This window comes from Marinobacter daqiaonensis (genome assembly GCF_900115285.1).
GTDB classification, from domain to species: Bacteria; Pseudomonadota; Gammaproteobacteria; order Pseudomonadales; family Oleiphilaceae; genus Marinobacter; species Marinobacter daqiaonensis.
Map to the genome: position 1 here is coordinate 2354827 of NZ_FOYW01000001.1, position 23045 is coordinate 2377871.

Genomic DNA, 23045 nt, shown 5'->3' on the forward strand with positions numbered 1-23045 from the left:
CAAGACAGGCTTCCACCATCCCTAGACACGTCCTCTCTCTCGCAGCCTCAAAACCAGTCGTGCGACATCACCGATCTGCTTCTTGAGCTCGGAGGTGGCCTGCTGGGCTTCCTGAACCAGTCCCATGGCGGAGTCTCCCAGCTCATTGATGCTGACAATCCTGTTGGAAATCTCAGCGGAGGCATGGTGTTGCTGCTCCGCCGCCGCCGAGGTGCCGTTGCAGGCTTCCGAGATATGATCGATGTATTGCACAAGTTCGCCCAGAGTGCGGTCGGAGCTGACCGCGTTCTCAACTGTCTCCCGGGCATGGTGATCGCACCGCTCCATGGAGCTGGTGGCATCCGCCACGGTCTGCCGGAAACGTTGCAGGGTCTGGTCAATCTGTTCCGTTGACGTCTTGGTTCGCAGCGCCAGGCTGCGAACCTCATCCGCCACGACCGCGAAACCACGGCCGGCGTCACCGGCCCGGGCCGCCTCGATGGAGGCGTTCAGGGCCAGCAGGTTGGTCTGTTCGGTGATCTCCCCGATGACTCCCAGGGCCCCGGTAACTCCCCGGCTGGCTTCCGTCAGTTCACTCACGGCGGAGGTTGCCTGGGCCAGCTCCCTTGACAGGGATTCCATGCTGTTGCGGGTTTCCTGGGTCAGTTCCCGTCCCTTCGCCACACGCTCCGTCGCCAACTGGACCTGTTCAAGCATGCTCATGGCATTGCTTGCCACCTCCTGGGAGGTAACGGACATCTCCTCACTCGCCGAAGCGATGGTATCCGTCGCCGTGGACTGCTGTTGTACCGCGGAATGGGCCTCGGTGCTTCGGCTGATGGTATGGGCTGCCCCGGCATCAAGCTTGCCGATGACATCGTGCATCCGCTTGACCACGGCATCCAGCTCCGCAGACTGCTGGGTCAGGGCCAGATCAAGGCTGCCAATGTCATCCACGCGGCCGGCGAAAATATGCTCGGCCACGGTGTCGTCAATCACCGACCGGGCCCTGCGGACACACTGGCGATATGGCCCCATAAGGCCCCGGACGGCCAGCAGGGATACCACCAGAGCCGCCGCCCCAATTAGAGCAGTGGCCATCATGGAGGGCATCAGCAGCTGCACGGAGGTGGTCACGGCAATGATCAGGGCCATGGCCAGCATCAGTTTGGACTGGAGCGTCGGACCGCGACGCAGTCTTGGCCGTTCAACAGGGCCCTTGGAGGGCTGGTCTTTCCGGAGGGTTGCGTAAAGTTTCTCCGCACGGGCCTGGGCCTCCGGCTCCAGCCGGGAGCGAATGGACTGCAACTCCTCTATTTCACCGTTTTTGCCAAGAACCGGAATGGCATAGGCCCGTACCCAATAATGATCGCCATTCTTGCACCGGTTCTTGACCGCACCCAGCCAGCTGTTTCCCTCCCGCAGCCTGGACCACATTTCTTCGTAGGCGGCCCTGGGCATGTCAGGGTGGCGGATGATGTTGTGGGGCTGTCCGATCAGCTCCTCACGGCTAAAACCGCTGATCTCGACGAATTCATCGTTGATATGGGTGATCTGGCCCTTCGGGTTTGTTGTCGAAAGGATGTTGGCGTCAGGCCCGACCGGCACACTCCGATCTGTAACTGGCTGGTTCACTCGCATACGGATATTCCAGAAAGTTCTGTCGTTATAATGCGGAAAAATACGTTCGGAATTCAGTATAGATTGCGACAATGAGCCGCAGCCAAAGCACAAAAACGAGCGCATGCTAACTATAAAAATTCAAGCTATTGTTTTAAATGTGTTTAAGTGGAGACTGGTTGGTTTATTATTGCTAAAATTGGATAGCTGAAGGGCCTGATTTGCACTAACTGGACAGTGGAAATTGTTGCCTGGGGGCTTGCGGGCCCCCGGCTTTGTGCCAGGAGCATCTATAGAAGTTTGTTTCGCCCGGGAGAAGATGCCCCGTTAATTCCCGGGCTCGGTGCTTCCGCCGAACCTGCGAGCAGCCCGCAGCCCTGCAAAAAAGGGCAAGGCCCAGGCATTTACCGGAAGCTCGTGTACTCAGAACATCTTCAGATAACGCTCCACCTCCCAGGTCGAAACGTGGTTCTGGTAGCTCTCCCACTCCCCACGCTTATAGGCAACAAAGCTGTCGAACATGGCATCCCCGAATACCGCTCTGGACAGCGGATCCGCCTCGAAAGCCTCCACCGCTTCGCCCAGGTTGCGGGGCAGGTAGTCAATCCCCAGTCCGGCGATCTCGGCGTCGCTGTAGTTGTACATGTTCTCGTGGTGGGGGGCGCCGGCATCCAGTTGTTCCCGAATACCTTCCAGGCCCGCCGCCAGCATCATCGCGCTCCCCAGGTAGGGGTTGCAGGCAATGTCCGCCGCCCGGCACTCGATACGTCCGCCCACGCCGGGAATCCGGATCATGTTGGTGCGGTTGTTGGAGCCAAAGCACTGGAACACCGGCGCCCAGGTGGAACCGGACATGCTGCCCTGGCGCACCAGCCGCTTGTAGCTGTTGACCGTGGGCGCGATCACTGCACTGATGGCACCGGCGTGTTTCAGAACGCCGGCGATGAAATGGTAGGCAAGCCTGCTGATACCGCAGGCATGGGCGTCGTCTCCCCTGGGCTCGAACAGGTTCTCGCCGGTCGACCGGTCCGCCAGTGACATATTGTAGTGTGCGCCACTGCCGGTGCGGTCGGCAAAGGGCTTGGGCATGAAGCTGGCGAAGGCGCCATGTTTACGGGCGATTTCGTTGGCCATCATACGGAAAAACACGAACCGGTCCGCCATGGTCAGGCCATCGGCGTACCGGAAGTCGGTCTCGAACTGGCCGTTGGCGTCTTCATGATCGAAGGAGTACACATCCCAGCCCAGTTCGTTCATGGCCTCCACGAGCTCATCCATGATCGCCAGGTTGTCCATCATGGCGCGAGGGTCATAGCAGGGCTTGCCGGCGGTATCACGGTCACTGACCGGCGCAAACCCTCCGTCCCCGGTATCCCGGAACAGGAAGAACTCGGTCTCGATTCCCAGGTTGAAGCGATAGCCCATCTCCGCAGCCATCTGCAGCTGGCGACGGAAGATGTTGCGGGAACAGGCCTCAAAAGGCTCGCCGTTAAGGTACAGGTTGCCGGGAAACCAGGCCAGCTGCCGGTTCCAGGGACAAATGGCGACCCCGTCGGCATCGGGCATTGCCGCCACCTCATCGTCGGAAATGTCCTGGGGCACGCCATCGAGCGCGGCGCCGGTATAGAGTTCCGAGCCTTCCATCATCTGACCCAGGTGGGCAATGGGAACGAACTTGCCCTTGCTGATGCCGTGAATGTCGACGTAGCTGGCAATGGCATATTTCACGCCGGCATCCGCCAGCTTTCGTTTCAGGGTCTGGGTATCAATGGCATCCGACATGGTCATGTCCTGTTTTATCCGCTGCATTTGCTGACGCCGGGGCTGGCGTCATCGCTGGAATCTGGCACGGACTTTCCATACAACTTACATGCCATTGTGTATGTAAAAGCCAACATCAGCGGATCTGCTCGACCACCAGGAAAGCCATCAAGTGACTGATAAAAAATGGAATATTCACGAATTCAGGGTGCCTGAACTGGCGCTTTCCGGCGGCGGTCTGCTACCCGCTGCAAGCCTGATCTACCACCAGATTGGCGAACTCAACGCACCAAAAGACAACCTGGTACTGCTGCCCACGTACTATGGCGGTGCAGCGCAAGGAAATTATCCCCTGGTGGGTGGTGACAGCCCCCTGGACCCGGATCGGTACTGCATCGTGATTCCCGCCATGCTCGGTGCGGGTGAGTCCTCGTCCCCCTCCAACACCCGGGGCGTCCCTGGCGGCGGCCATTTTCCCGCGATCAGCCTGTACGACAACATCGTCCTGCAGAAACGGCTGGTGGATGACCGGTTCGGTGGCGCCTCCATCGCCCTGGTGATGGGCTGGTCCATGGGGGGAATGCAGGCGCTGCAGTGGGCAAGCGCCTTTCCCGGGCAGGTTCGATCGGTGGTCGCCAGTTGCTGCACCGCCCGCTGCAGCCCCCACAACTGGCTTTTTCTGGAAGGTGTGAAGGCTGCCCTCAAGGCGGACCCGGGTTATCAGAACGGTCACTATGAAAAGCAGCCCGAGGCGGGCCTGAAAGCCTTTGCCCGGGTCTATGCCGGCTGGGCCTATTCCCAGGCTTTTTTCCGAAACCGAGATTACGAGCTGCTGGGCTTCGGCTCCGTTGAAGAACTGCTCCGCTTCTGGGAGCGGGATCACCTGTCGCAGGATGCCAACGATCTGCTGACTGTGCTCGCGGCCTGGCAGAATGCGGATGTCAGCGATACTCCTCTGTTGGAAAGGGATTTCAACGGTGCCCTGGGGCGGATCACGATGCCCACGCGGGTTCTGCCCTGCCGCACCGACCTCTATTTCACCGTGGAGGACGCCTTCCGGGAGACCGCCGCCATGCCCGGTGCCCGACTGGAGGTCATTGAGTCCGACTGGGGCCATGTGGCCGGCGGCCCCGGGCGCCAACCGCAGGTCATGAGCCAGCTGTTCCGGGCCATGGGAGAGGTCCTGTCGGAAGCGGGGCAGAACTGAACCCTGTCGTGCCCCAGCAATGGGCAGGGGCCCATTTTTCGCGCCCTATCTCGGGGCAGCTGATTTCGACTCCGTCCCGGACAGCAACCATGTCACTCGTTAAAAGTCCTTTATAACAGTACCTTGAGTATTTTTAAGCGGGCCTGGCACGGCCCCTGCACAACTCCCCTTAACGAGACACAGATCCAGTCACAGCAACACCGCAGCACCGGGATGCGGTACGACAGGCTGACCAATGGGTGACTAGGGTTCCGGTCCGGGCAAAACGCCCGGATGACTGGTCCGAGAGTTACCGACCTCTGAGAGGTTACACGGCGGGACAAAAGCCCGGGAGATCGATTCACAGCGTTTGCGCTGCCGTGTTGCTGACCAGAGGAGTGCTTTATGCGACTGATCAACCGCCACCCCGGCCGGGCCTCAGCCCTCGTCCTGGGCCTGATTCCCTTCCTGCTGGCGATACTGGTGTACGGCATGGCCTCCCGGGAGCGCCTGGCGGAAAACCCCAACGACAAGCTGTTGCCCGGCCTTGAGCAGATGACCAGTGCCATCAACCGCATGGCCTTTCAGGAAGACCGTCGCAGTGGCGACTACCTGATGTGGCAGGACACCAAAGCCAGCCTCCAGCGCCTGGCCATCGGTGTCGGCATAGCCGCGTCCCTGGCCCTGGCGGTCGGGCTGCTCAACGGCGTGCTTCCGGTGTTCCGGGCCGGACTGGCGCCCCTGGTGTCGGCGTTATCGATGATTCCACCCCTGGCAATACTACCCATTCTGTTCATCGTTTTCGGCCTTGGCGAACTCTCCAAGGTCATGCTGATTGTGATCGGCACCGCACCCATCATGATGCGGGACGTGGCCCAGCGGGTACGGGAGCTGCCCCAGGAGCAGCTGATCAAGATCCAGACCCTCGGCGCCAACTCCTGGCAGGTGGTCACCCGCATGGCCCTGCCCCAGGTGCTGCCCCGGCTGATCGACACGGTTCGCCTGAGCCTGGGTCCGGCCTGGCTGTTCCTGATCGCCGCCGAGGCCATCGCCTCCGAGGAAGGCCTGGGCTACCGGATTTTCCTGGTCCGCCGCTACCTGGCCATGGATGTGATCCTGCCCTACGTGCTGTGGATTACCCTGCTGGCTATCGTGATTGACCAGCTGCTGAGGCTGACCAACCGTCGCCTGTTCCCCTGGTACAACGCGGGAGGTCACTGATGAGCTTCATCACCGTTAACAGACTGTGGAAGGAATACGGCAGCGCCGTGGTGCTGGAAAATCTCAACCTGCAGGTGAAGCAGGGGGAGTTCTGTACCCTGGTGGGCGCCTCCGGCTGCGGCAAGTCCACCTTCCTGAAAATGCTGCTGGGGCAGGAACAACCGAGCCGGGGAGAACTGAATCTCGAGGGTCAGACGTTCCCGGGCGAGCCCGACCGCAATCGCGGCATCGTGTTCCAGCGCTACTCAGTATTTCCCCATCTGACGGTGCGCCAGAACGTACTGCTGGGTCTGGAGCTGGAGCAGAAACCCTTCCTGGGCAAGCTATTCGGCCAGCAGCGCCGAGAAGCGCTGGACAAAGTCGACGGGATGATCGAGTCCGTCGGCCTCGCCCACGCCGCCAACAAATGGCCCCATGAGCTCTCCGGTGGCATGCAGCAACGCCTGGCCATCGCCCAATCGTTCATCATGCGCCCCCGGGTGTTGCTGCTGGACGAGCCCTTCGGGGCGCTCGATCCCGGTATCCGGGGCGACATGCACGAGCTGATCCTCAAGCTCTGGCGGGAAACCGGTACCACCATCTTCATGGTAACCCACGATCTGCAGGAGGGGTTCTATCTGGGCACACGGTTGCTGGTGTTCGACAAGGTCCGCAACGATCCGCAACAGCCCGAGGCCTACGGCGCCACCATCACCTACGACCTGCCTATTGGCGAAACCAGCCGGCAGGTCTACCAATCCATCGAATCGTCCGTGTCGGAAACGGCGCGCAACCTGTCAGCGTGAGGCACCCGTGAAAACCACCACCATCAATCTCGATATCCCCTCGCTTCACGAGGCCTACCGCAGTGGTGACCTCACGCCAGCCACGGTCATCTCACATCTGCTGGAGCGGGCCCGGAAGTTTGCGGACCATAATATCTGGATCCACCTGGCCACAGAGCAGGAGCTGGCCCCTTACCTGGAACGACTGCAGGGCACTGGCCCCGACCAGCTTCCCCTGTATGGCGTCCCGTTCGCGGTGAAGGACAACATCGACGTGGCCGGCATGCCCACCACCGCGGCCTGTGAAGCCTATCGCTACCAGCCCGCGCAACACGCCGCCGTGGTGGAGGCCCTGGTGAATGCCGGGGCTATCCCCCTGGGCAAGACCAACCTGGACCAGTTTGCCACCGGCCTGGTGGGCACCCGATCGCCAGAGCCCTGGGGGCCCTGCGGTAACAGTTTCGACCCGGACTATATATCCGGCGGTTCCTCCTCCGGCTCGGCGGTGGCCACCGCCCTGGGACTGGTGAGTTTTGCCCTGGGCACGGACACTGCAGGCTCCGGGCGGGTGCCTGCCGGCTTCAATAACCTCATCGGCCTCAAACCCACCCTGGGCCGGCTCAGTGTCCGGGGAGTGGTGCCGGCCTGCCAGAGCCTGGATTGCGTATCCCTGTTTGCCCGCTCCGCCGACCAGGCCGCGAGCGTTCTCTCGGTGGCTTCCAGGAGCGACGATGGTGATCCCTGGCAACGGCCCTTGCCGGTGGGCCGCCGCCCCGTTTCCGGACATTTCCGGTTCGGCGTTCCCCGCCCGGACCAGCTGGACTTCGATGGCGAGGAGGGCGCCCGGCGGCTATTCGAGAAGTCGATTGCCGACCTGGAAGCGATAGGTGGAATATCGGTCCGGGTGGACTTCCAGCCCTTTCTGGATGCCGCCCGGCTGCTCTATGAAGGGCCGTGGGTGGCGGAGCGGTACCTGGCCACCAGTCCGTTGATTCAGGAGCGGCCGGAAGCCCTGCTGGATGTCACCCGCAGCATCATCAGCCAGGGCGCCCTGGCCAGCGCGGCCGAAGCCTTCGCCGCCCGTTACCGCCTGCAGCAGCTCAAACAGAGCGCAGACCAGGTCTGGCGGGAGGTGGATATTATGGTCACGCCCACCACCCCCACCATCTACACCCGGGCCCAGGTCCGGGAAGAGCCCCTGGCCCGAAACAGCCGGCTGGGCACCTACACCAATTTCATGAACCTGCTGGACTACAGTGCGGTTGCGGTGCCCTCCGGCTTCCTGGAAAACGGCCTGCCCCTGGGCTGCACCCTGTTTGCGCCGGCCTTCCAGGACGAGAGCCTGCTGGCGCTGGCCAGCCGTCTCCATCCGAGGGCCACCGATCGGGTGGGCGCCCTCGCGGATCCCCTCGTGAGCGCGGAACCGACGGCAACCGACGGCACCATTGATGTTCTGGTCTGCGGCGCCCACCTCACCGGCCTGCCCCTCAATCATCAGCTCACGGAACGCAACGCCGTGCTGATGGAAACCACGGAAACCGCCCCTGCCTACCGGATGTACCTGCTGGCGGGCGGGCCACCGCTGCGCCCTGGCCTGGTAAGGGATCCGGGCCCGGGCATCGCCCTGCCTGTGGAAATCTGGCGACTACCGGCGGACCGGTTCGGCAGCTTCGTGGCCGGTATTCCGGCGCCCCTGGGTATCGGTAAGGTTGAGCTGGCGGACGGCCGCTGGGTGCCGGGCTTCATCTGCGAGCCCATCGGACTGGAAGGCGCGGAGGACATCACCCACCTGGGTGGCTGGCGAGGATTTCTGGCATCCCGATAACAGCCGGGCTACAGGTTGATCCAGCCAAAGGTCAGCAGCGCGGTGACAAGGTAGCGCCCGGCCTTGGCAATCGTGACGATCCAGAGAAACGTCCAGAACCGCTCCCGCATGATGCCGGCGATCAGTGTCAGCGGATCACCGATGAACGGGGCCCAGCTCATCAGCAGGCTCCATCTTCCCCAACGGTGGTAATGACCCTGGGCCTTTTCCAGGCTGTCTCCCTTGAACGGGAACCAGCGCTTGTAGCGAAATTTCTCGATATACCTGCCCATATACCAGTTAACCACCGAACCCAGCACATTGCCGGCGGTGGCCACCACCAGTAGCAGGGTGACCGAGTAGGTATCCGCCACCAGCAACCCCACCAGCAGCGCTTCCGACTGGAAGGGAAAGAACGTGGCCGCGGCGAAGGCCGCCAGAAACAGGGAGCCATAGGCGAACAGGTCACCCATTAACAGGAACCGAGGTAGCCGGCGGGCAGGAACACACTAGTGACACGGAGCGACCAATTTCAGCATGGGACTCCATGCTAGCGTAGTTCAGTATCCCGCTGACAGGCTACCTGTTCTGCAACATGTCAGGAAACCTTGGGATTACAGGACTCCAGGCTTTCAACGATCTGTTCCAGCAAGGCACCGTAAAGTTCCGGTCCCGGCTCCAGAGAAGACCCGAGTGGATCCAGCACGGGGCTCACCACCACTCCTGTGGAACTGAACACGCTTCTCACAAGGGCGGAATTGTACTGGGGTTCGGTGAAGACACACTGAATAGCCAGGGCTCTGGCCACCTCCCGCAACCTGTTCACCCGCGCCGCACCCGGTTTGGAGGCGTCCCCGAGCGCTATGGCGCCCTGCGCCTCAAGCCCGAAGCGTTTTTCGAAGTACTGATAGGCATCATGGAACACGATGAACCGCAGATCCCCCAGGGCATCGACCCCGTGCGCGAGCTGGCTCTGCAGTCCTGCCAGGGCGACCTGGGCGCGGGCCGCGTTGCGGCGATAGGTATCGGCGTTGGCGGGATCCAGTTCCGCCAGCTCCCGGGCAATTACACCGAGCCAGGCGCGGGCATTCTCAGGGTCGAGCCAGGCGTGGGGATCATGATGGCCATGTCCCTCGTGTTCCCCGTGATCGCCATGGTCGTCATGCCCCTCGAAAGTCGCGCCCTCCCGGTAGGAGCGCACCAGGGTCTCGTTCAACTCCAGCAGCGCCACACTCCGGGCGTCGGGGGCAAGACTGGCGATGGAATTGGCCAGCGACGGCGTGAAGTCTTCGCCCATCCAGATAACCAGGTCCGCCTCCTGCAACGCCTGCGCCTCCGAAGGCCTGAGGGAATGGTGGTGAGGGGAGGTGTTGGGCTGGATTACAAGGTCAACGGGGCCGACGCCGTCCATCACCATGGAAGCCAGGGAATGCACTGGCGTAATGTCGGTTGCCACACGGGGTGGCACAGCGGCGGAAACGCCAAACGACAACAGGGTAAAGAACAATGCAACGGCAAAAGAAAGGTGATTCATGGTTCTCATCCGGATTCCGTAAAGTGCTGAACGCTGAATAATGTTATGTTATAACATATATTCTTCAGCATCAGAATCTCCAGTTAAACCACGACGTCACCATGAGCCGTCAGATTGACGCGTTGGAGCCACCACTCTACTGGTGGGACTTACTTTGATACCACGATTAACCCGGACTGCGGCCTCAAAACCCGCCGGTGGGAGGAAGTGATTCCGGCACTGGAGAACATGGTGGCGGCGGCGAGTTCGCTGCGGGAGGCCGTCTAGTTCTCAGGGCTGGAAACTTGACCCCCGACGGCCTCCTCGTCCGAATGAAGGTTAATGACAGGGTGATGCCGCACCTTCAGGCGACGGTTCGCGATCATTGCGCGAAACCGCCTTTACGGGACACCCGTCTCTGAAGGTTTCGAGTCGGATCAGAGGACAGAGTGAGAGTATGTTCCTCACACTCTGAACTGCGCCACCATACCTTGCAGGTCCGTCGCCATACGCGCCAGTTCACGGGTCGTGGCCGAGGCCTGCTCGATCGCGGCGGCGTTCTGGGTCGACATGTCATGAATGGCCTGGGTATTGATGTTCATTTCCTCGGTAGTGGCGCTCTGCTCCTCGGCAGCACTGGCGATCTGGGTGCTGAAGTCGAGGATTGTGGCGACTGACGCGGTGATTGCGGACAGTGCCCGGCCCGACTCGGCTCCCATTGCGGTCGCCTGATCGGTATCACCGCGGCACAGGTTCATCACGTCCACTGACTCGCGGGCGCTGGCCTGCAGCTGTGCAATGATTTCGCCGATTTCCCCGGCGGAGGCCTGGGTGCGACCCGCCAGGGTGCGTACTTCGTCGGCCACCACCGCGAAGCCACGACCCTGCTCGCCGGCCCGGGCCGCTTCGATGGCCGCATTGAGGGCCAGCAGATTGGTTTGCTCTGCAACACCACTGATCACGTCCAGCACCGAAGTAATGGCCTCGGCACGTTGCGCGAGCTCATTGATCGTGATCGCAGCCTGCTCAATCTTTGAGGCAACCCCATTGATCTGCTCGACGGTGCCGGACACCACTCGAGCGCCGTTATTGGCCTGTCTAGTGGCTTCCTGAGCTGCATCACTGGTGCTGCTGATATTCGCCGAAACTTCGTGGGTGGTGGCCGTCATCTGATTCATCGCCGTGGCCAGGGAATCGGTCTGCTGACGCTGCTCGGTAATGGCGGCGCTGGATTGTATGGAGGTCGCTGACAGTTCTTCGGTAGCGCTGGATAATTCCGCAGAGCTCGCGGCCACGGTCTTGATGGCAACCCGCATTTTTTCGGCGAAAGCATTGAATGCCCGAGCCAGATTGGCAATTTCGTGGCGACCCTCGGCGGGCAGCCGGCGGGTGAGGTCCCCTTCGCCATCAGCCAAATCTTCCATGGGTCGGGTCACTTCCTGCAAGGGACCCACCACCGCCCGCACTAACAGCAGAACGATGAGAACCGCCAGAGCGGTGGCGCCGGCCGCGGAACCCGCCATCAGCCAGTTTGCCTGTCTGATGTCCGCAGCAGGCTCGGCCTTCTGGTCACGCCGCAGAAGCTCTGCCTCCTGCCCCAGCTCCCGGCGGTTCTCAGCAGGGTGGGGGCGAGCTCCCGTTGCTCATTGCGGTCCTCGACAAATGCCGCGAAGGTATTACGATAATCGACCAACTCCTGGCGCACCTGGGTGGCCACCTGCCTGCTCCCCTCCCGCTCGGCATTGGCGGGCGAGCTCATCCGCCAACTGAAGGGCGCCATTCAGTTCGCCGATAACCTGTTGCGCGGCCGAAACCTCACGGCGGAACTGGAAGTTCTTTTCATCACGCCGGGCCTCCAGCAGATATTTGATCAGGCGGTTGGCCGCATCCGCCTCCTCAGACTGGCCCCGCAATAGGTAGTTCTTTTCCTTGGTGCGTAGCTCAAGAACGTACTTCACCAGTCTGCTGGCATCGTCCGCCTTGTCCGTGCGCTGGGTAACCTCCTTGAAGGCCAGCATACCGATGCCGGCGAGCATCAGGGTGATCGCAAGAAGAACAATAAATCCGGCAATAAGCCGAACACGGATAGTCAGACCAGTAAAAAAATGATTCACCGGGCTTTTCCTTGAGTTGATTCCCGCTGGGAGCGGTTCACGTTACCTCACGCTGGTCATTGCGTGGAGCATTTGCAAAAACTGGTCCCCATTATTATTACCGCGCTCCATTTTGGATCTGTGTTTTGATGAAATTACAGAATTTTTTCTAACCGAGGATAGAGTGTCAGTCGGAGTAACCTTACTTCGGGGTAACCACCTTCGATATTTTTCCCGGAAGCTGCGAACAAAGGTCTCTGCTGCTCGGTTCGGCCATGATTCAACCAGCGGCCGTTGGTATGAGTCTCTTATCCCAGTAACCAACTGTAAAAAAATGTTACAGGGAGGTACTTGATAAGGGTTTGAAATGGAAGGGATAACCAGAAAAGGCAACACCACCGTTATCATTAAGTAACGAGAATTTATAATTCTGATATCGTTATTTCACAAAAATACTCATTTCTGAAATGGATGCAGAAATAAAACTGTGCGGAGATCATGGTTTTTTTAAGATTTCATTAAATAGGTAGGAAAAACCGAAACGGTCCATTATTATCATCGAAATTCGATTGCTCAATTACCGGTTATGCCCCTAGAATGCGCCGCTTCAACTGCTTCGAGAACATGCGTTCAAACGCTATCGGCACCTCACCAGGCAAAAGGGTCCAGAACGTGGAACAGGTTAAAGACGCCAGCATCGTTAATCATGAGGACATCTCCTTTGACAGCCTTGAATTCCTTGGCCTGATCGTGCCGGTACTTTTTGCCATCTTTGCGATCGTCCTGGTGGCAATGAGCCCACACGCCGATTCCACGGCTTCCCAGAGTCCGACCGAACGGCCTGAACCTATCGTGCAGATCCACAAGCGTTAGGTGATTCCATGATGAGCGCTTGCGGGCGCGCTGCCGGCATTCAAGTGCGATGCAGGTCTGTTCACAAAGGCCGGTAGGATAGGCCTGCTTTAGGCCTATCTGTACCGATCTAAAAACTCACTCCACCGTCACACTCTTGGCCAGATTTCTCGGCTGGTCCACGTCAGTACCCTTGAGCACCGCCACGTGATACGACAGCAACTGCAGCGGCACCGTGTAAACGATCGGGGCGGTGATGGGGTGCACTGATGGAATCTGGAGCACGTGGATGCCGTCCTCGGACTTCACGTCGGCATTCCGGTCCGCGAAGACGAACAGCTGGCCGCCGCGGGCACGGACTTCCTCCAGATTGGACTTCAGTTTTTCCACCAGATCGTTATTGGGGGCCACGGTCACCACGGGCATTTCGCTGTCCACAAGGGCCAGGGGGCCGTGCTTGAGCTCTCCGGCGGGGTAGGCTTCGGCGTGGATGTAGGAGATTTCCTTGAGCTTGAGGGCACCTTCCAGTGCCACCGGGAACTGGGAGCCGCGACCAAGGAACAGGCTGTGGTGCTTGTCCACGAAGGCCTCGCTCATCTCGACAATGGCCTGGTCCAGGGCCAGCACATCGGCGACCTGCCCCGGCACCAGTTTCAGGGCCTGGACAATCTCGGCTTCCTTTTCCTCCGGCAGGCCATTGTGGCGTGCCAGTGCCAGGGTAAAGATCAGCAGGGCGGTCAGTTGGGTAGTGAAGGCCTTGGTGGAGGCCACGCCGATCTCGGGCCCGGCCTGGGTCATGATGACCAGGTCGGACTCCCGAACCAGGGAGCTGCCCGGCACGTTGCAGATGGCCAGGGCGGCACGGAAGCCGGCTTTCTTGGCCTGGCGCAGGGCCGCCAGGGTATCGGCCGTCTCTCCGGACTGGGAGATGCACAGGAACAGGGTGTCCGGCTGAATCACATGCTTGCGGTAACGGAATTCGGAGGCTACCTCGACCGAGCAGGGCACGCCGGCCAGTTCCTCGATCCAGTAGCGGGCTACCATGCCGGCATGATAGCTGGTACCACAGGCAATGATCTGAACGTGGCGGACATTCTCCAGCAACTGGCCGGCCTGGGTGCCCAGGGCCTGCTCCAGCACATGGCTGTCGGTCAGGCGACCGGCCATGGTGGCCTGGATAACGGCGGGCTGCTCGTGGATTTCCTTGAGCATGAAATGCCGGTACTCACCCTTGTCGGCGGCGTCATGGCCGTGCTCGAAACGGGTGATCGGCCGGTCCACGACGTTACCCTCCTGGTCGTGGATGACTACCTGGTCCTTGCGCACATCCGCAATGTCCCCTTCCTCCAGGAACATGAAGCGGTCGGTTACCGGCAGCAATGCCAACTGATCCGAAGCGATGAAATTCTCGCCAATACCCACCCCGATTACCAGCGGACTGCCCTGCCGGCAGACTACCAGGTGGTCCGGTTCGTCGGCGTGAAGCACAGCCAGGGCGTAGGCACCGCGGAGCTGATCAAGCGTGGAGCGAACCGATTTGAACAGATCGCCATGCTGCTGGTAGTACTTCTCGATAAGGTGGGCGACCACTTCGGTATCGGTCTGGGAGGTGAACTCGTAGCCCTCGGACCTGAGCTGCTCCCGCAACTCCTGGTAGTTCTCGATAATGCCATTGTGAACGATTGCCAGGCGCTCGCCGGACATATGGGGATGGGCATTGATCCGGGAAGGCTCGCCATGGGTGGCCCAGCGGGTGTGGGCGATGCCGATGGGGCCCGGCGCCGGCCGGGTCAGCAGGATGTCCGCCAGGGCGGCAACCTTACCCAGCTCCCGGGCCCGGGTTACCTCTCCGTCCACGTTGAGGGTCGCCAGGCCAGCGGAGTCGTAACCCCGGTATTCCAGGCGACGAAGCCCTTCCAGCAGGATACCTTCCACGTCCCTTTGCGAGACTGCTCCAACAATGCCACACATAGTCTGTTTTTCCGTCGTTAATCGGGGGATCAGGCGTTCTTTTCGGGGCGCTTCCAGCCCTTTACATTCCGTTGGCGACTCCGGGCAACCGCGAGGTCTTTCGCCGCGACGTCGGTGGTGATGGTGGAACCGGCGCCGATGACTGCGTCTTCGGCCACGGTAACCGGGGCCACCAGGGCGGTATTGGAGCCCACGAAAACGTTATCGCCCAGGACAGTCCGGAACTTGTTCACCCCATCATAATTGCAGGTAATGGTTCCTGCACCCACATTCACATTACGGCCCAGGGTAGCATCACCCACGTAACTCAGATGGTTGATCTTGCTGCCCTCGCCCACCTCGGCTTTCTTGGTCTCCACGAAATTGCCGACCTTGGCATTGCTGGCCAGACGAGTGCCCGGGCGGAGGCGGGCAAATGGACCAACCTGGCAATGCTCGGCCACAACGGCGCCTTCGATCACCGAATTGGCGTGAACGGTCACGTTGTCGGCCAGATCTGCATCCCGGATCAGACAGTTCGGGCCGATGGACACGTTATTACCGAGTGTGACCCGACCCTCGAACACCACGTTAACGTCGATCAGGACGTCCTGGCCCACGGTAACCTCGCCACGAAGATCAATCCGGTCAGGATCCGCCAGAGACGCACCCCCGGCCATCAGGCGATCGGCCTCACAACGCTGATACCAGCGCTCGAGAACCGACAGCTGGAGGCGGTTGTTTACACCCTGGACCTCCTGCTCATGGGCCGGCTGGGCCACCTCGATGGCTATCCCCTCATGGGCGGCCATGGCGATAATGTCGGTCAGGTAGTACTCACCCTGGGCGTTGCTGTTGGACAGTTGCGGCAGCCAGCGCTTGAGGTGATCGGAGCTCACCGCCAGGATACCGGTGTTGACCTCACAGATGGCCTTCTGGGAGTCAGTGGCGTCTTTCTGTTCAACGATGGCGTTCACCTTGCCATGGTCATCCCGGAGGATACGGCCGTAACCATCGGGATTGGCCAGGTCGACGGTCAGCAATCCCAGGCTGTTTTCGTTGACCCGGGACACCAGAGAGACCAGGGTCTCGGGGTTAATCAAGGGCACATCCCCATAGAGCACCAGAACCACGGCGCCATCGGGAATTTCGGGCAGCGCCTGGGCAACGGCATGTCCGGTTCCCAGTTGCTGCTCCTGGAGGGCCCAGGTGACGTCATCGACGGGGGTGACCTCACGAACCTGGTCGGCACCATGACCAATGACGCCATGAATGCCCTCGGCACCCAGCGTCCGTGCGGTGTCCATGACGTGGTGGAGCATCGGTTTGCCGGCAAGCTTGTGGAGCACCTTGGGCAGCGCGGATTTCATGCGGGAGCCCTGGCCGGCGGCCAGGATGATGACGTGAAGGGGGGCTGTCATGGCCGGATCCTGATTCCTGTGTTCTGGGATGTGCCGCTAATAAAAAACCGCAACCACAGGAGCAAACCCTTTCCGGACAAACACTCCGGATCTGGCTGCCACTATGGCTGCGGTCGCGGTGAGCGCGTTCCATGGGAACGGCTTAGCGTACCTTCTTGCGTAGCTTCTCCAGGGTACGGAGCTGGGCCACGGCCTCTGCCAGTTCGGCAGCGGCTCGGGAGTACTCGAACTCACCAGTTTTGTTCGCCAGTGCCTTCTCCGCCTCACGCTGGGCTTCCAGCGCTGCAGCTTCATCCACGTCCTTGGCCCGGACAGCGGTATCAGCCAGCAGGGTGACGATGGAGGGCTGTACCTCCAGATAGCCACCGGAGACGTACAGGATCTCTTCCTCGCCGCCCTGCTTGATGACCCGGACAGGGCCCGGGTTCAGCTGGGTCAGCAGCGGGGCGTGACCGGGCTTGATGCCCATCTCACCCTCGGTACCGGTGGCGATCAGCATCTCCACCAGTCCGGAATAGATCTTTTGCTCGGCACTTACGACGTCACAATGTACGGTCATAGCCATCTCGATTGCCTCTCAGGTCGTCGGTCCGCGAAGGGGGTGACTTACTTGCCACCCTTGGATTTCAGTTCCTTCGCTTTCTCGACCGCTTCCTCAATGGTACCGACCATGTAGAAGGCCTGCTCCGGCAGATCGTCGTAATCGCCGTTGAGAATGCCCTTGAAGCTGCTGATGGTTTCCTTCAGCGAAACGTACTTGCCTGGAGAACCGGTAAATACTTCAGCAACGTGGAACGGCTGGGACAGGAAACGCTCGATCTTACGGGCGCGGGCTACGGTCAGCTTGTCGTCTTCTGACAGCTCGTCCATACCCAGGATCGCAATGATGTCCTTCAGTTCCTTGTAGCGCTGCAGGTTGGTCTGCACGCCGCGGGCGACTTCATAGTGCTCCTGACCGATTACCAGTGGATCCAGCTGACGGGAGGTGGAGTCCAGCGGATCGATCGCCGGGTAGATACCCTTGGAGGCGATGTCACGGCTCAGTACAACGGTCGCGTCCAGGTGGGAGAACGTGGTCGCGGGGGACGGGTCGGTAAGGTCGTCCGCCGGTACGTATACCGCCTGGATGGAGGTGATGGAGCCGGTCTTGGTAGAGGTGATCCGCTCCTGCAGCTGGCCCATTTCCTCGGCCAGGGTGGGCTGATAACCTACCGCAGACGGCATCCGGCCCAGAAGTGCCGATACTTCGGTACCCGCCAGGGTGTAGCGATAGATGTTGTCGACGAACAACAGTACGTCACGACCTTCATCACGGAACTTCTCTGCCATGGTGAGACCGGTCAGGGCCACACGCAGACGGTTCCCGGGAGGCTCGTTCATCTGGCCGTAAACCATTGCCACCTTGTCGAGAACGTTCGACTCCTTCATTTCGTAATAGAAGTCGTTACCTTCACGAGTCCGCTCACCAACACCTGCGAATACAGAGAGACCGGAGTGCTCCTTCGCGATGTTGTTGATCAGTTCCATCATGTTTACGGTCTTGCCAACACCAGCACCACCGAACAGACCAACCTTACCACCCTTGGCGAACGGGCAGATCAGGTCGATAACCTTGATGCCGGTCTCCAGCAGGTCGGAGGAGGCGGCCTGGTCGGCGTAGCCCGGTGCCTTGCGGTGAATGGCCCAGCGCTCTTCCTCACCGATGTCGCCCTGCTCGTCGATGGGACGACCCAGAACGTCCATGATGCGACCCAGTGTCTGGGTGCCCACGGGTACGGAAATGGCCTTGCCGGTATTTTCTGCTTTCAGGCCACGCTTGAGGCCTTCGGTGCTGCCCATGGCGATAGTACGAACAATGCCGTCACCCAGCTGTTGCTGGACTTCCAGAGTTGTCTCACCACCTTCAAGCAGCAGTGCGTCATAAACGTTGGGTACGGAGTCACGTGGAAATTCCACGTCGATAACCGCGCCAATGATCTGAACGATGTGTCCGCTACTCATGCTCGGTTCCTCGTTATCTCTATAGTCACTAAAACCAGTTGGATCATGATTGGTATCAGACCGAAGCCGCGCCGCTCACAATCTCCGAAATTTCCTGGGTGATGGCTGCCTGACGGGCCTTGTTGTAGGCCAGCTGGAGCTCATCAATGATGCTGCCAGCATTGTCAGTCGCGCTCTTCATGGCAATCATCCGGGCTGCCTGTTCGCAGGCCAGGTTCTCTACCACACCCTGATACACCTGGGATTCGATGTACCGTGGCAGGAGACCATCCAGGATGGGGGCCGCGCTCGGCTCGTAGATATATTCCCACTGGTTTCTGATCTCTTCATCTTCGCTTGGCGGCAGGGGCAGCAACTGCTCCACCTTCGGCGTCTGGGTCATGGTGTTCACAAATTCGTTGTGGACCACGAAGAGACGGTCGATGCGACCTTCCTCGAACGCGTCCAGCATCACCTTGACGTTGCCGATGAGCTTTTCAGCGCTTGGGGTGTCACCCAGGTGGGTCAGTGCTGCAACGACGTTACCGCCGTAGTTGCGGAAAAACGAGGCGCCTTTCTGACCGATAGCGCAGATGTCGGTGTCGACACCCTTGTTTTTCCAGTCACGCATGTCACGGACCAGGCGACGGAACAGGTTACTGTTCAGGCCACCACACAGTCCCCGGTCAGAGGAGATCACAATGTAGCCAACCCGGTTTACTTCCCGCTCCAGCATGAAGCTGTGGCGGTACTCGGGGTTGGCCAGCGCGATGTGTCCAATGACCTGACGCATCTTTTCCGCATACGGGCGAGTCGCCTGCATGCGTTCCTGAGCCTTACGCATCTTGCTCGCCGCCACCATTTCCATGGCAGAGGTGATCTTCTGCGTGCTCTTGATGCTTCCGATCTGGTTACGTATTTCTTTTCCGACGGCCATAAGTCACTGCCTTTTCAAGTTAGACACTCAAACTGACAACCGGCCTGCCCAATGGGCAGACCGGTAGGTGTTACCAGCTCTGAGTGGTCTTGAATTTTTCCAGAGCAGCTTTCAGGCCGGCGATGATCTCGTCGTTGTAATTGCCTTCAGGGCCGATCTTGTCAAGGAGCTCTTTCTGCTCGGAACGCATCCAGTCCAGGAGTTGCGCTTCGAACTTCACTACCTTTTCGACATCGACGTCATCCAGGAAGCCTTCGTTAGCTGCGAACAATACGGTGCCCATTTCCGCGACGGTCATCGGGCTGTACTGATTCTGCTTCATCAGCTCGGTAACACGCTGACCATGCTCCAGCTGGTTCCGGGTGGCTTCGTCGAGATCGGAAGCGAACTGGGCGAATGCCGCCAGTTCCCGGTACTGGGCCAGTGCCAGACGGATGTTACCACCAAGCTTCTTCATGATCTTGGTCTGGGCGGAACCACCAACCCGGGATACCGAAACACCGGCGTTCATGGCCGGGCGGATGCCGGAGTTGAACAGGTTGGTTTCCAGGAAGATCTGACCGTCGGTAATGGAGATTACGTTGGTCGGTACGAACGCGGAAACGTCACCGGCCTGGGTCTCGATGATCGGCAGTGCCGTCAGGGAACCGGTCTTGCCCTTGACTTCGCCATTGGTCATCTGCTCGACATAGTCGGCGTTGACCCGGGAAGCACGCTCCAGCAGACGGGAGTGCAGATAGAACACGTCACCCGGATAAGCTTCACGGCCCGGAGGACGACGCAGAAGCAGGGAAATCTGGCGATAGGCCACTGCCTGCTTCGACAGGTCATCATAAACAATCAGGGCGTCCTCACCGCGGTCACGGAAGTATTCGCCCATGGAGGTACCGGAGTAGGGGGCCAGGAACTGGGTCGATGCGGGATCCGCAGCACCGGCAGCCACCACGATGGTGTGGTCCATGGCACCATGCTCTTCCAGTTTACGCACCACGGCGGCAATGGAAGACTGCTTCTGGCCGATGGCCACGTAGATGCACTTGATGCCGGTGTGCTTCTGGTTGATGATCGCGTCGATGGCAACCGCGCTCTTACCGATCTGACGGTCACCGATGATCAGCTCCCGCTGGCCACGACCGATGGGAACCATGGTGTCGATGGCTTTCAGACCAGTCTGAACCGGCTGATCAACGGACTGGCGGGCGATAACGCCCGGCGCAACCTTCTCGACCGGGGAGGTCAGGGAGGTGCCCAGCTCGCCCTTGCCGTCGATGGGGTTACCCAGGGAGTCCACTACGCGGCCCAGCAGTTCCGGACCAACCGGAACTTCCAGGATCCGGCCGGTACAACGAACCTTCTGACCTTCCGCCAGATCTTCGTAGTCGCCCAGCACAACCGCACCAACGGAATCACGCTCCAGGTTCAGAGCCATACCGTAGGTGCCGTTGGCGAATTCAATCATCTCACCGTACATAACATCGGCGAGACCGTGGATCAGCACGATACCGTCGGATACCGACAGGATGGTGCCTTCGTTCTTGGCTTCGGAAGAGATATCGAGTTTTTCGATCCTCTTCTTGATGATGTCACTGATCTCGGATGGATTCAGTTGCTGCATGCCTTTGTCCTCAAACCTTGTGCTGAAATCAGGCGCCCAGTGTATCGGCCAGTTTTTGCAGCTTTCCGCGTACGGAGGCGTCGATAACCATGTCGCCGGTGCGAATCACCACACCGCCAATCAGGGAGCTATCTGCCTGGGTGGAAAGCGATACCTGCCGATCGAGATTTCTCGACAGGGCCTGGGCCAGTTTCTGTTGCTGTTCTTCCGACAGCTCAAAGGCTGCGGTGACATCTATCTCGACAGTGCGTTCCAGCTCCGCACGGAACTTGCGGAACAGTTCGGAAATTTCCGGAAGCAGTGTCAGACGTCCTGTTTCAGCGAGAATGGCGAAGAAGTTGCGGACCCGTTCGGAAACCTCGGTACCTGCGAACTCCAGAATTATCTCTGCCTTGACTGACCGGTCGACACCGGGGTGTGCGAGAAGCCCTTTCACATCGCTGTTGGCAGCAACCCGCCCGGTTGTTGTCAGCACGTCGGACCACTCTGCCAGGGCGTCCTGGCTCTGGGCGGTCTCGAAGGCTGCCCGGGCATAGGGGCGTGCCAGCGTAATCAGTTCTGCCATGATGAACCTCGCTTAAAGTTCGGCCGCGAGCTTTTCCAGCATCTCGCTGTGTGCGTTGGCATCGACAGATTTTTCCAGGATCTTCTCGGCACCGGCGACGGCCAGAGCAGCCACCTCGGCACGCAGGGCATCACGCGCCTTGACGCGCTCCTGCTCGATTTCGGCATGGGCCTGGTCGATCAGTTTCTGACCTTCCTGGCGGGCCTCGCCCTTGGAGTCTTCCACGATCTGGTTTGCCCGCTTGTTGGCCTGTTCGATCAGGGCAGCGGCCTGTTCCTTGGCAGCACGCATTTCCTGGGCTGCCTTTTCCTGAGCGAGCTCGAGGTCCAGGGAAGCTCGATCTGCTGCAGACAGACCATCCGCAATTTTCTTCTGGCGCGCGGCCATGGCCTCGGTTATGGGAGGCCAGACGTACTTCACGCAGAACCAGACGAAAATAGCGAAGGCAATCGCTTGCCCTATTAACGTAAGGTTTATATTCACGGCAATGTACCTCTTGCTATTCGTTGCGTCCGGGTAACGGAAAGAGCGGGCGGAACCGTCAGGTCACGCCCGGTCCAGATGCCGAATTAACCCGCAACAACGAAGATCAGGTACATCGCAATACCAACGCCGATCATGGGAACGGCGTCGAGCAGACCGGCCATGATAAAGGTCTTGGTTTGCAGCTGGTTCGCCATTTCGGGCTGACGTGCGGTGGACTCAAGCAGCTTGCCACCAAGCAGACCAAAGCCGATACCGGCACCCAGGGCGCCCAGACCGATGATCACTGCAGCTGCCATAATTACCATTTCCATTGAAGACTCCTCAGTTTTCTCAGATGGTTAAGGGTTAGTGATTGGTTTTTTAACGGTTAATTTGGGATTTTTAAATCCGGTTGCGAATCTGTCCAGAACCCTCGGACGTTAATGCTCCTCATGGGCCTGACTGAGGTAAACCACAGACAGGGTAGTGAAAATGAACGCCTGCAGGGTAACCACAAGAATATGGAAGATGGCCCACGGAACGTTCAGAGTCCACTGTAACCAGAAGGGCAGAAGCGCGATCAGAATGAACACGACCTCACCTGCGTACATGTTGCCAAACAGACGCAGAGCCAGGCTGAGGGGCTTGGTCAGATGGCCGATGATCTCGAGAAGCAGGTTAAAGGGAACCAGTAACCAGTGATTGAAGGGCGTAAAGGACAGCTCTTTCGCGAATCCGCCCGGGCCCTTGACCTTGAAGTTGTAATAGATGATCAGGAAGAACACGCCGATCGCGATCCCGAAGGTACCGTTAGGATCGGTCGTAGGCACGATCTTGAAATACTCAAGGCCCAGGAATTGAGCAAGACTGGGGATAAAGTCAACCGGGATCAGCTTGAGCGTATTCATCAGCAGAACCCACACGAATATGGTCAGGGCAAGAGGCGCAATAAAGGGATTCTTGCCATGGAAGCCATCGCGGACGATACCCTGAACAAACTCGACCGTCATTTCCACCATGTTCTGCAGACCCCCGGGCTGGCCGGAAGTCGCACGCTTCGCCACCAGGCGGAACAGCGTCAGGAACAAGAGACCCATAGCCAGGGACCAGCCCATGGTGTCGACGTGGATTGCCATAAAACCCATGTCCGCGGCTTCCACCGAACTCCGGGCGAAGGTCCAGCTTGTTTCCTGGAGTACGACCACTTCCTCGGTGTAGGGATCGACCCTCTCGTACCCGGCGGGAAGCTTGCCATAGGTCAGGTTCTGAAGGTGGTGCTGTATATATTCTACTGGGGTATCAGCTGCCATACTGCTTCT

The 23045-nt window shown here is 59.7% G+C and carries 21 protein-coding genes, 1 pseudogene and 1 riboswitch; of the genes and pseudogenes, 6 read left to right on the forward strand and 16 right to left on the reverse strand.

The window, feature by feature from the left end; genetic code table 11:
* Window positions 1-21 precede the first annotated feature (21 nt).
* Both BM346_RS10760 and glnT read right to left on the reverse strand, forming a co-directional pair.
* Complete coding sequence (locus BM346_RS10760) at window positions 22-1620, reverse strand: methyl-accepting chemotaxis protein (RefSeq protein WP_092012035.1); 1599 nt, start codon at window positions 1618-1620, stop codon at window positions 22-24.
* 402 nt (window positions 1621-2022) lie between these two features.
* Window positions 2023-3381, reverse strand: coding sequence for a type III glutamate--ammonia ligase (gene glnT, locus BM346_RS10765; protein ID WP_092013619.1), 1359 nt, complete (start codon window positions 3379-3381; stop codon window positions 2023-2025).
* Window positions 3382-3532: 151 nt separating this feature from the next.
* Here glnT and BM346_RS10770 point away from each other — a divergent pair, with 151 nt between their 5' ends.
* The 4 genes from BM346_RS10770 to atzF all read left to right on the forward strand — a co-directional run bounded on the left by BM346_RS10770 (window position 3533) and on the right by atzF (window position 8356).
* Complete coding sequence (locus BM346_RS10770; RefSeq protein ID WP_092012039.1) at window positions 3533-4567, forward strand: alpha/beta fold hydrolase; 1035 nt, start codon at window positions 3533-3535, stop codon at window positions 4565-4567.
* 232 nt (window positions 4568-4799) lie between these two features.
* Window positions 4800-4903, forward strand: a riboswitch (guanidine-I (ykkC/yxkD leader).
* 48 nt (window positions 4904-4951) lie between these two features.
* Window positions 4952-5767, forward strand: a complete 816-nt coding sequence (locus BM346_RS10775; RefSeq protein ID WP_092012042.1) for an ABC transporter permease — start codon at window positions 4952-4954, stop codon at window positions 5765-5767.
* Window positions 5767-6552 carry an ABC transporter ATP-binding protein gene (locus BM346_RS10780; protein WP_092012044.1) on the forward strand — a complete coding sequence of 262 codons (786 nt, stop codon included), beginning with the start codon at window positions 5767-5769 and terminating at the stop codon, window positions 6550-6552. Before BM346_RS10775 ends, BM346_RS10780 begins: the two co-directional genes overlap by 1 nt.
* 7 nt (window positions 6553-6559) lie before the next feature.
* The gene (gene atzF, locus BM346_RS10785; RefSeq protein ID WP_092012046.1) at window positions 6560-8356 is read left to right on the forward strand and encodes an allophanate hydrolase; all 1797 of its coding nucleotides are present in this window, start codon (window positions 6560-6562) and stop codon (window positions 8354-8356) included.
* An 8-nt stretch (window positions 8357-8364) separates the two neighbouring features.
* Here the strand turns inward: atzF and BM346_RS10790 are convergent, their stop codons facing one another.
* Window positions 8365-8799 (reverse strand): YqaA family protein, encoded by a 435-nt coding sequence (locus BM346_RS10790; protein WP_174805157.1) that lies wholly within the window; start codon window positions 8797-8799, stop codon window positions 8365-8367.
* 134 nt (window positions 8800-8933) lie between these two features.
* Complete coding sequence (locus tag BM346_RS10795; protein ID WP_092013622.1) at window positions 8934-9869, reverse strand: zinc ABC transporter substrate-binding protein; 936 nt, start codon at window positions 9867-9869, stop codon at window positions 8934-8936.
* Between the two features lie 165 nt (window positions 9870-10034).
* Between BM346_RS10795 and BM346_RS18480 the strand changes: the two are divergent.
* Window positions 10035-10136, forward strand: a pseudogene (locus tag BM346_RS18480) (hypothetical protein); the annotation flags it as partial.
* Window positions 10137-10312: 176 nt separating this feature from the next.
* Here the strand turns inward: BM346_RS18480 and BM346_RS10805 are convergent.
* Both BM346_RS10805 and BM346_RS10810 read right to left on the reverse strand, forming a co-directional pair.
* Window positions 10313-11371 carry a methyl-accepting chemotaxis protein gene (locus tag BM346_RS10805; RefSeq protein WP_092012053.1) on the reverse strand — a complete coding sequence of 353 codons (1059 nt, stop codon included), beginning with the start codon at window positions 11369-11371 and terminating at the stop codon, window positions 10313-10315.
* A gap of 153 nt (window positions 11372-11524) precedes the next feature.
* Entirely contained in the window at window positions 11525-11962 is a 438-nt protein-coding gene (locus BM346_RS10810) for an MCP four helix bundle domain-containing protein (protein ID WP_092012056.1), read from the reverse strand.
* 576 nt (window positions 11963-12538) lie between these two features.
* Between BM346_RS10810 and BM346_RS10815 the strand changes: the two genes are divergently transcribed.
* Complete coding sequence (locus BM346_RS10815; protein WP_092012059.1) at window positions 12539-12814, forward strand: hypothetical protein; 276 nt, start codon at window positions 12539-12541, stop codon at window positions 12812-12814.
* Between the two features lie 117 nt (window positions 12815-12931).
* Here the strand turns inward: BM346_RS10815 and glmS are convergent, their stop codons facing one another.
* The 10 genes from glmS to atpB form a co-directional block, all read right to left on the reverse strand.
* A complete protein-coding gene (gene glmS / locus BM346_RS10820; protein ID WP_092012062.1) occupies window positions 12932-14764 on the reverse strand; it encodes a glutamine--fructose-6-phosphate transaminase (isomerizing) in 1833 nt (610 codons plus the stop codon).
* A 29-nt stretch (window positions 14765-14793) separates the two neighbouring features.
* Window positions 14794-16164, reverse strand: a complete 1371-nt coding sequence (glmU, locus tag BM346_RS10825) for a bifunctional UDP-N-acetylglucosamine diphosphorylase/glucosamine-1-phosphate N-acetyltransferase GlmU (protein ID WP_092012065.1) — start codon at window positions 16162-16164, stop codon at window positions 14794-14796.
* 142 nt (window positions 16165-16306) lie between these two features.
* Window positions 16307-16729, reverse strand: coding sequence for a F0F1 ATP synthase subunit epsilon (locus tag BM346_RS10830; RefSeq protein ID WP_092012068.1), 423 nt, complete (start codon window positions 16727-16729; stop codon window positions 16307-16309).
* A gap of 41 nt (window positions 16730-16770) precedes the next feature.
* Window positions 16771-18165 (reverse strand): F0F1 ATP synthase subunit beta, encoded by a 1395-nt coding sequence (gene atpD / locus BM346_RS10835; RefSeq protein WP_092012071.1) that lies wholly within the window; start codon window positions 18163-18165, stop codon window positions 16771-16773.
* 55 nt (window positions 18166-18220) lie between these two features.
* A complete protein-coding gene (atpG, locus tag BM346_RS10840) occupies window positions 18221-19081 on the reverse strand; it encodes a F0F1 ATP synthase subunit gamma (RefSeq protein WP_092012074.1) in 861 nt (286 codons plus the stop codon).
* Window positions 19082-19151: 70 nt separating this feature from the next.
* Complete coding sequence (gene atpA, locus BM346_RS10845) at window positions 19152-20696, reverse strand: F0F1 ATP synthase subunit alpha (protein WP_092012077.1); 1545 nt, start codon at window positions 20694-20696, stop codon at window positions 19152-19154.
* Window positions 20697-20724: 28 nt separating this feature from the next.
* Window positions 20725-21261: a F0F1 ATP synthase subunit delta gene (locus tag BM346_RS10850; protein ID WP_092012080.1), complete on the reverse strand. Its 537-nt coding sequence runs from the start codon at window positions 21259-21261 to the stop codon at window positions 20725-20727.
* A gap of 12 nt (window positions 21262-21273) precedes the next feature.
* Complete coding sequence (locus BM346_RS10855; protein ID WP_092012083.1) at window positions 21274-21744, reverse strand: F0F1 ATP synthase subunit B; 471 nt, start codon at window positions 21742-21744, stop codon at window positions 21274-21276.
* An 86-nt stretch (window positions 21745-21830) separates the two neighbouring features.
* On the reverse strand, window positions 21831-22058 hold the full coding sequence (gene atpE / locus BM346_RS10860) for a F0F1 ATP synthase subunit C (protein ID WP_092012086.1): 228 nt from the start codon (window positions 22056-22058) through the stop codon (window positions 21831-21833).
* Window positions 22059-22166: 108 nt separating this feature from the next.
* The gene (gene atpB, locus BM346_RS10865; RefSeq protein WP_092012089.1) at window positions 22167-23036 is read right to left on the reverse strand and encodes a F0F1 ATP synthase subunit A; all 870 of its coding nucleotides are present in this window, start codon (window positions 23034-23036) and stop codon (window positions 22167-22169) included.
* Window positions 23037-23045 lie beyond the last annotated feature (9 nt).

What these genes read in the sequence shown, in the direction of transcription:
- BM346_RS10760 (WP_092012035.1), bottom strand. Translation starts at nt 1,620, where the DNA reads ATGCGAGTGAACCAGCCAGTTACAGATCGGAGTGTGCCGGTCGGGCCT.
- glnT (WP_092013619.1), bottom strand. Translation starts at nt 3,381, where the DNA reads ATGTCGGATGCCATTGATACCCAGACCCTGAAACGAAAGCTGGCGGAT.
- BM346_RS10775 (WP_092012042.1), top strand. Translation starts at nt 4,952, where the DNA reads ATGCGACTGATCAACCGCCACCCCGGCCGGGCCTCAGCCCTCGTCCTG.
- BM346_RS10780 (WP_092012044.1), top strand. Translation starts at nt 5,767, where the DNA reads ATGAGCTTCATCACCGTTAACAGACTGTGGAAGGAATACGGCAGCGCC.
- BM346_RS10795 (WP_092013622.1), bottom strand. Translation starts at nt 9,869, where the DNA reads ATGAATCACCTTTCTTTTGCCGTTGCATTGTTCTTTACCCTGTTGTCG.
- BM346_RS10805 (WP_092012053.1), bottom strand. Translation starts at nt 11,371, where the DNA reads ATGGCGGGTTCCGCGGCCGGCGCCACCGCTCTGGCGGTTCTCATCGTT.
- BM346_RS10815 (WP_092012059.1), top strand. Translation starts at nt 12,539, where the DNA reads ATGCGCCGCTTCAACTGCTTCGAGAACATGCGTTCAAACGCTATCGGC.
- glmS (WP_092012062.1), bottom strand. Translation starts at nt 14,764, where the DNA reads ATGTGTGGCATTGTTGGAGCAGTCTCGCAAAGGGACGTGGAAGGTATC.
- glmU (WP_092012065.1), bottom strand. Translation starts at nt 16,164, where the DNA reads ATGACAGCCCCCCTTCACGTCATCATCCTGGCCGCCGGCCAGGGCTCC.
- BM346_RS10830 (WP_092012068.1), bottom strand. Translation starts at nt 16,729, where the DNA reads ATGGCTATGACCGTACATTGTGACGTCGTAAGTGCCGAGCAAAAGATC.
- atpD (WP_092012071.1), bottom strand. Translation starts at nt 18,165, where the DNA reads ATGAGTAGCGGACACATCGTTCAGATCATTGGCGCGGTTATCGACGTG.
- atpG (WP_092012074.1), bottom strand. Translation starts at nt 19,081, where the DNA reads ATGGCCGTCGGAAAAGAAATACGTAACCAGATCGGAAGCATCAAGAGC.
- atpA (WP_092012077.1), bottom strand. Translation starts at nt 20,696, where the DNA reads ATGCAGCAACTGAATCCATCCGAGATCAGTGACATCATCAAGAAGAGG.
- BM346_RS10850 (WP_092012080.1), bottom strand. Translation starts at nt 21,261, where the DNA reads ATGGCAGAACTGATTACGCTGGCACGCCCCTATGCCCGGGCAGCCTTC.
- atpE (WP_092012086.1), bottom strand. Translation starts at nt 22,058, where the DNA reads ATGGAAATGGTAATTATGGCAGCTGCAGTGATCATCGGTCTGGGCGCC.
- atpB (WP_092012089.1), bottom strand. Translation starts at nt 23,036, where the DNA reads ATGGCAGCTGATACCCCAGTAGAATATATACAGCACCACCTTCAGAAC.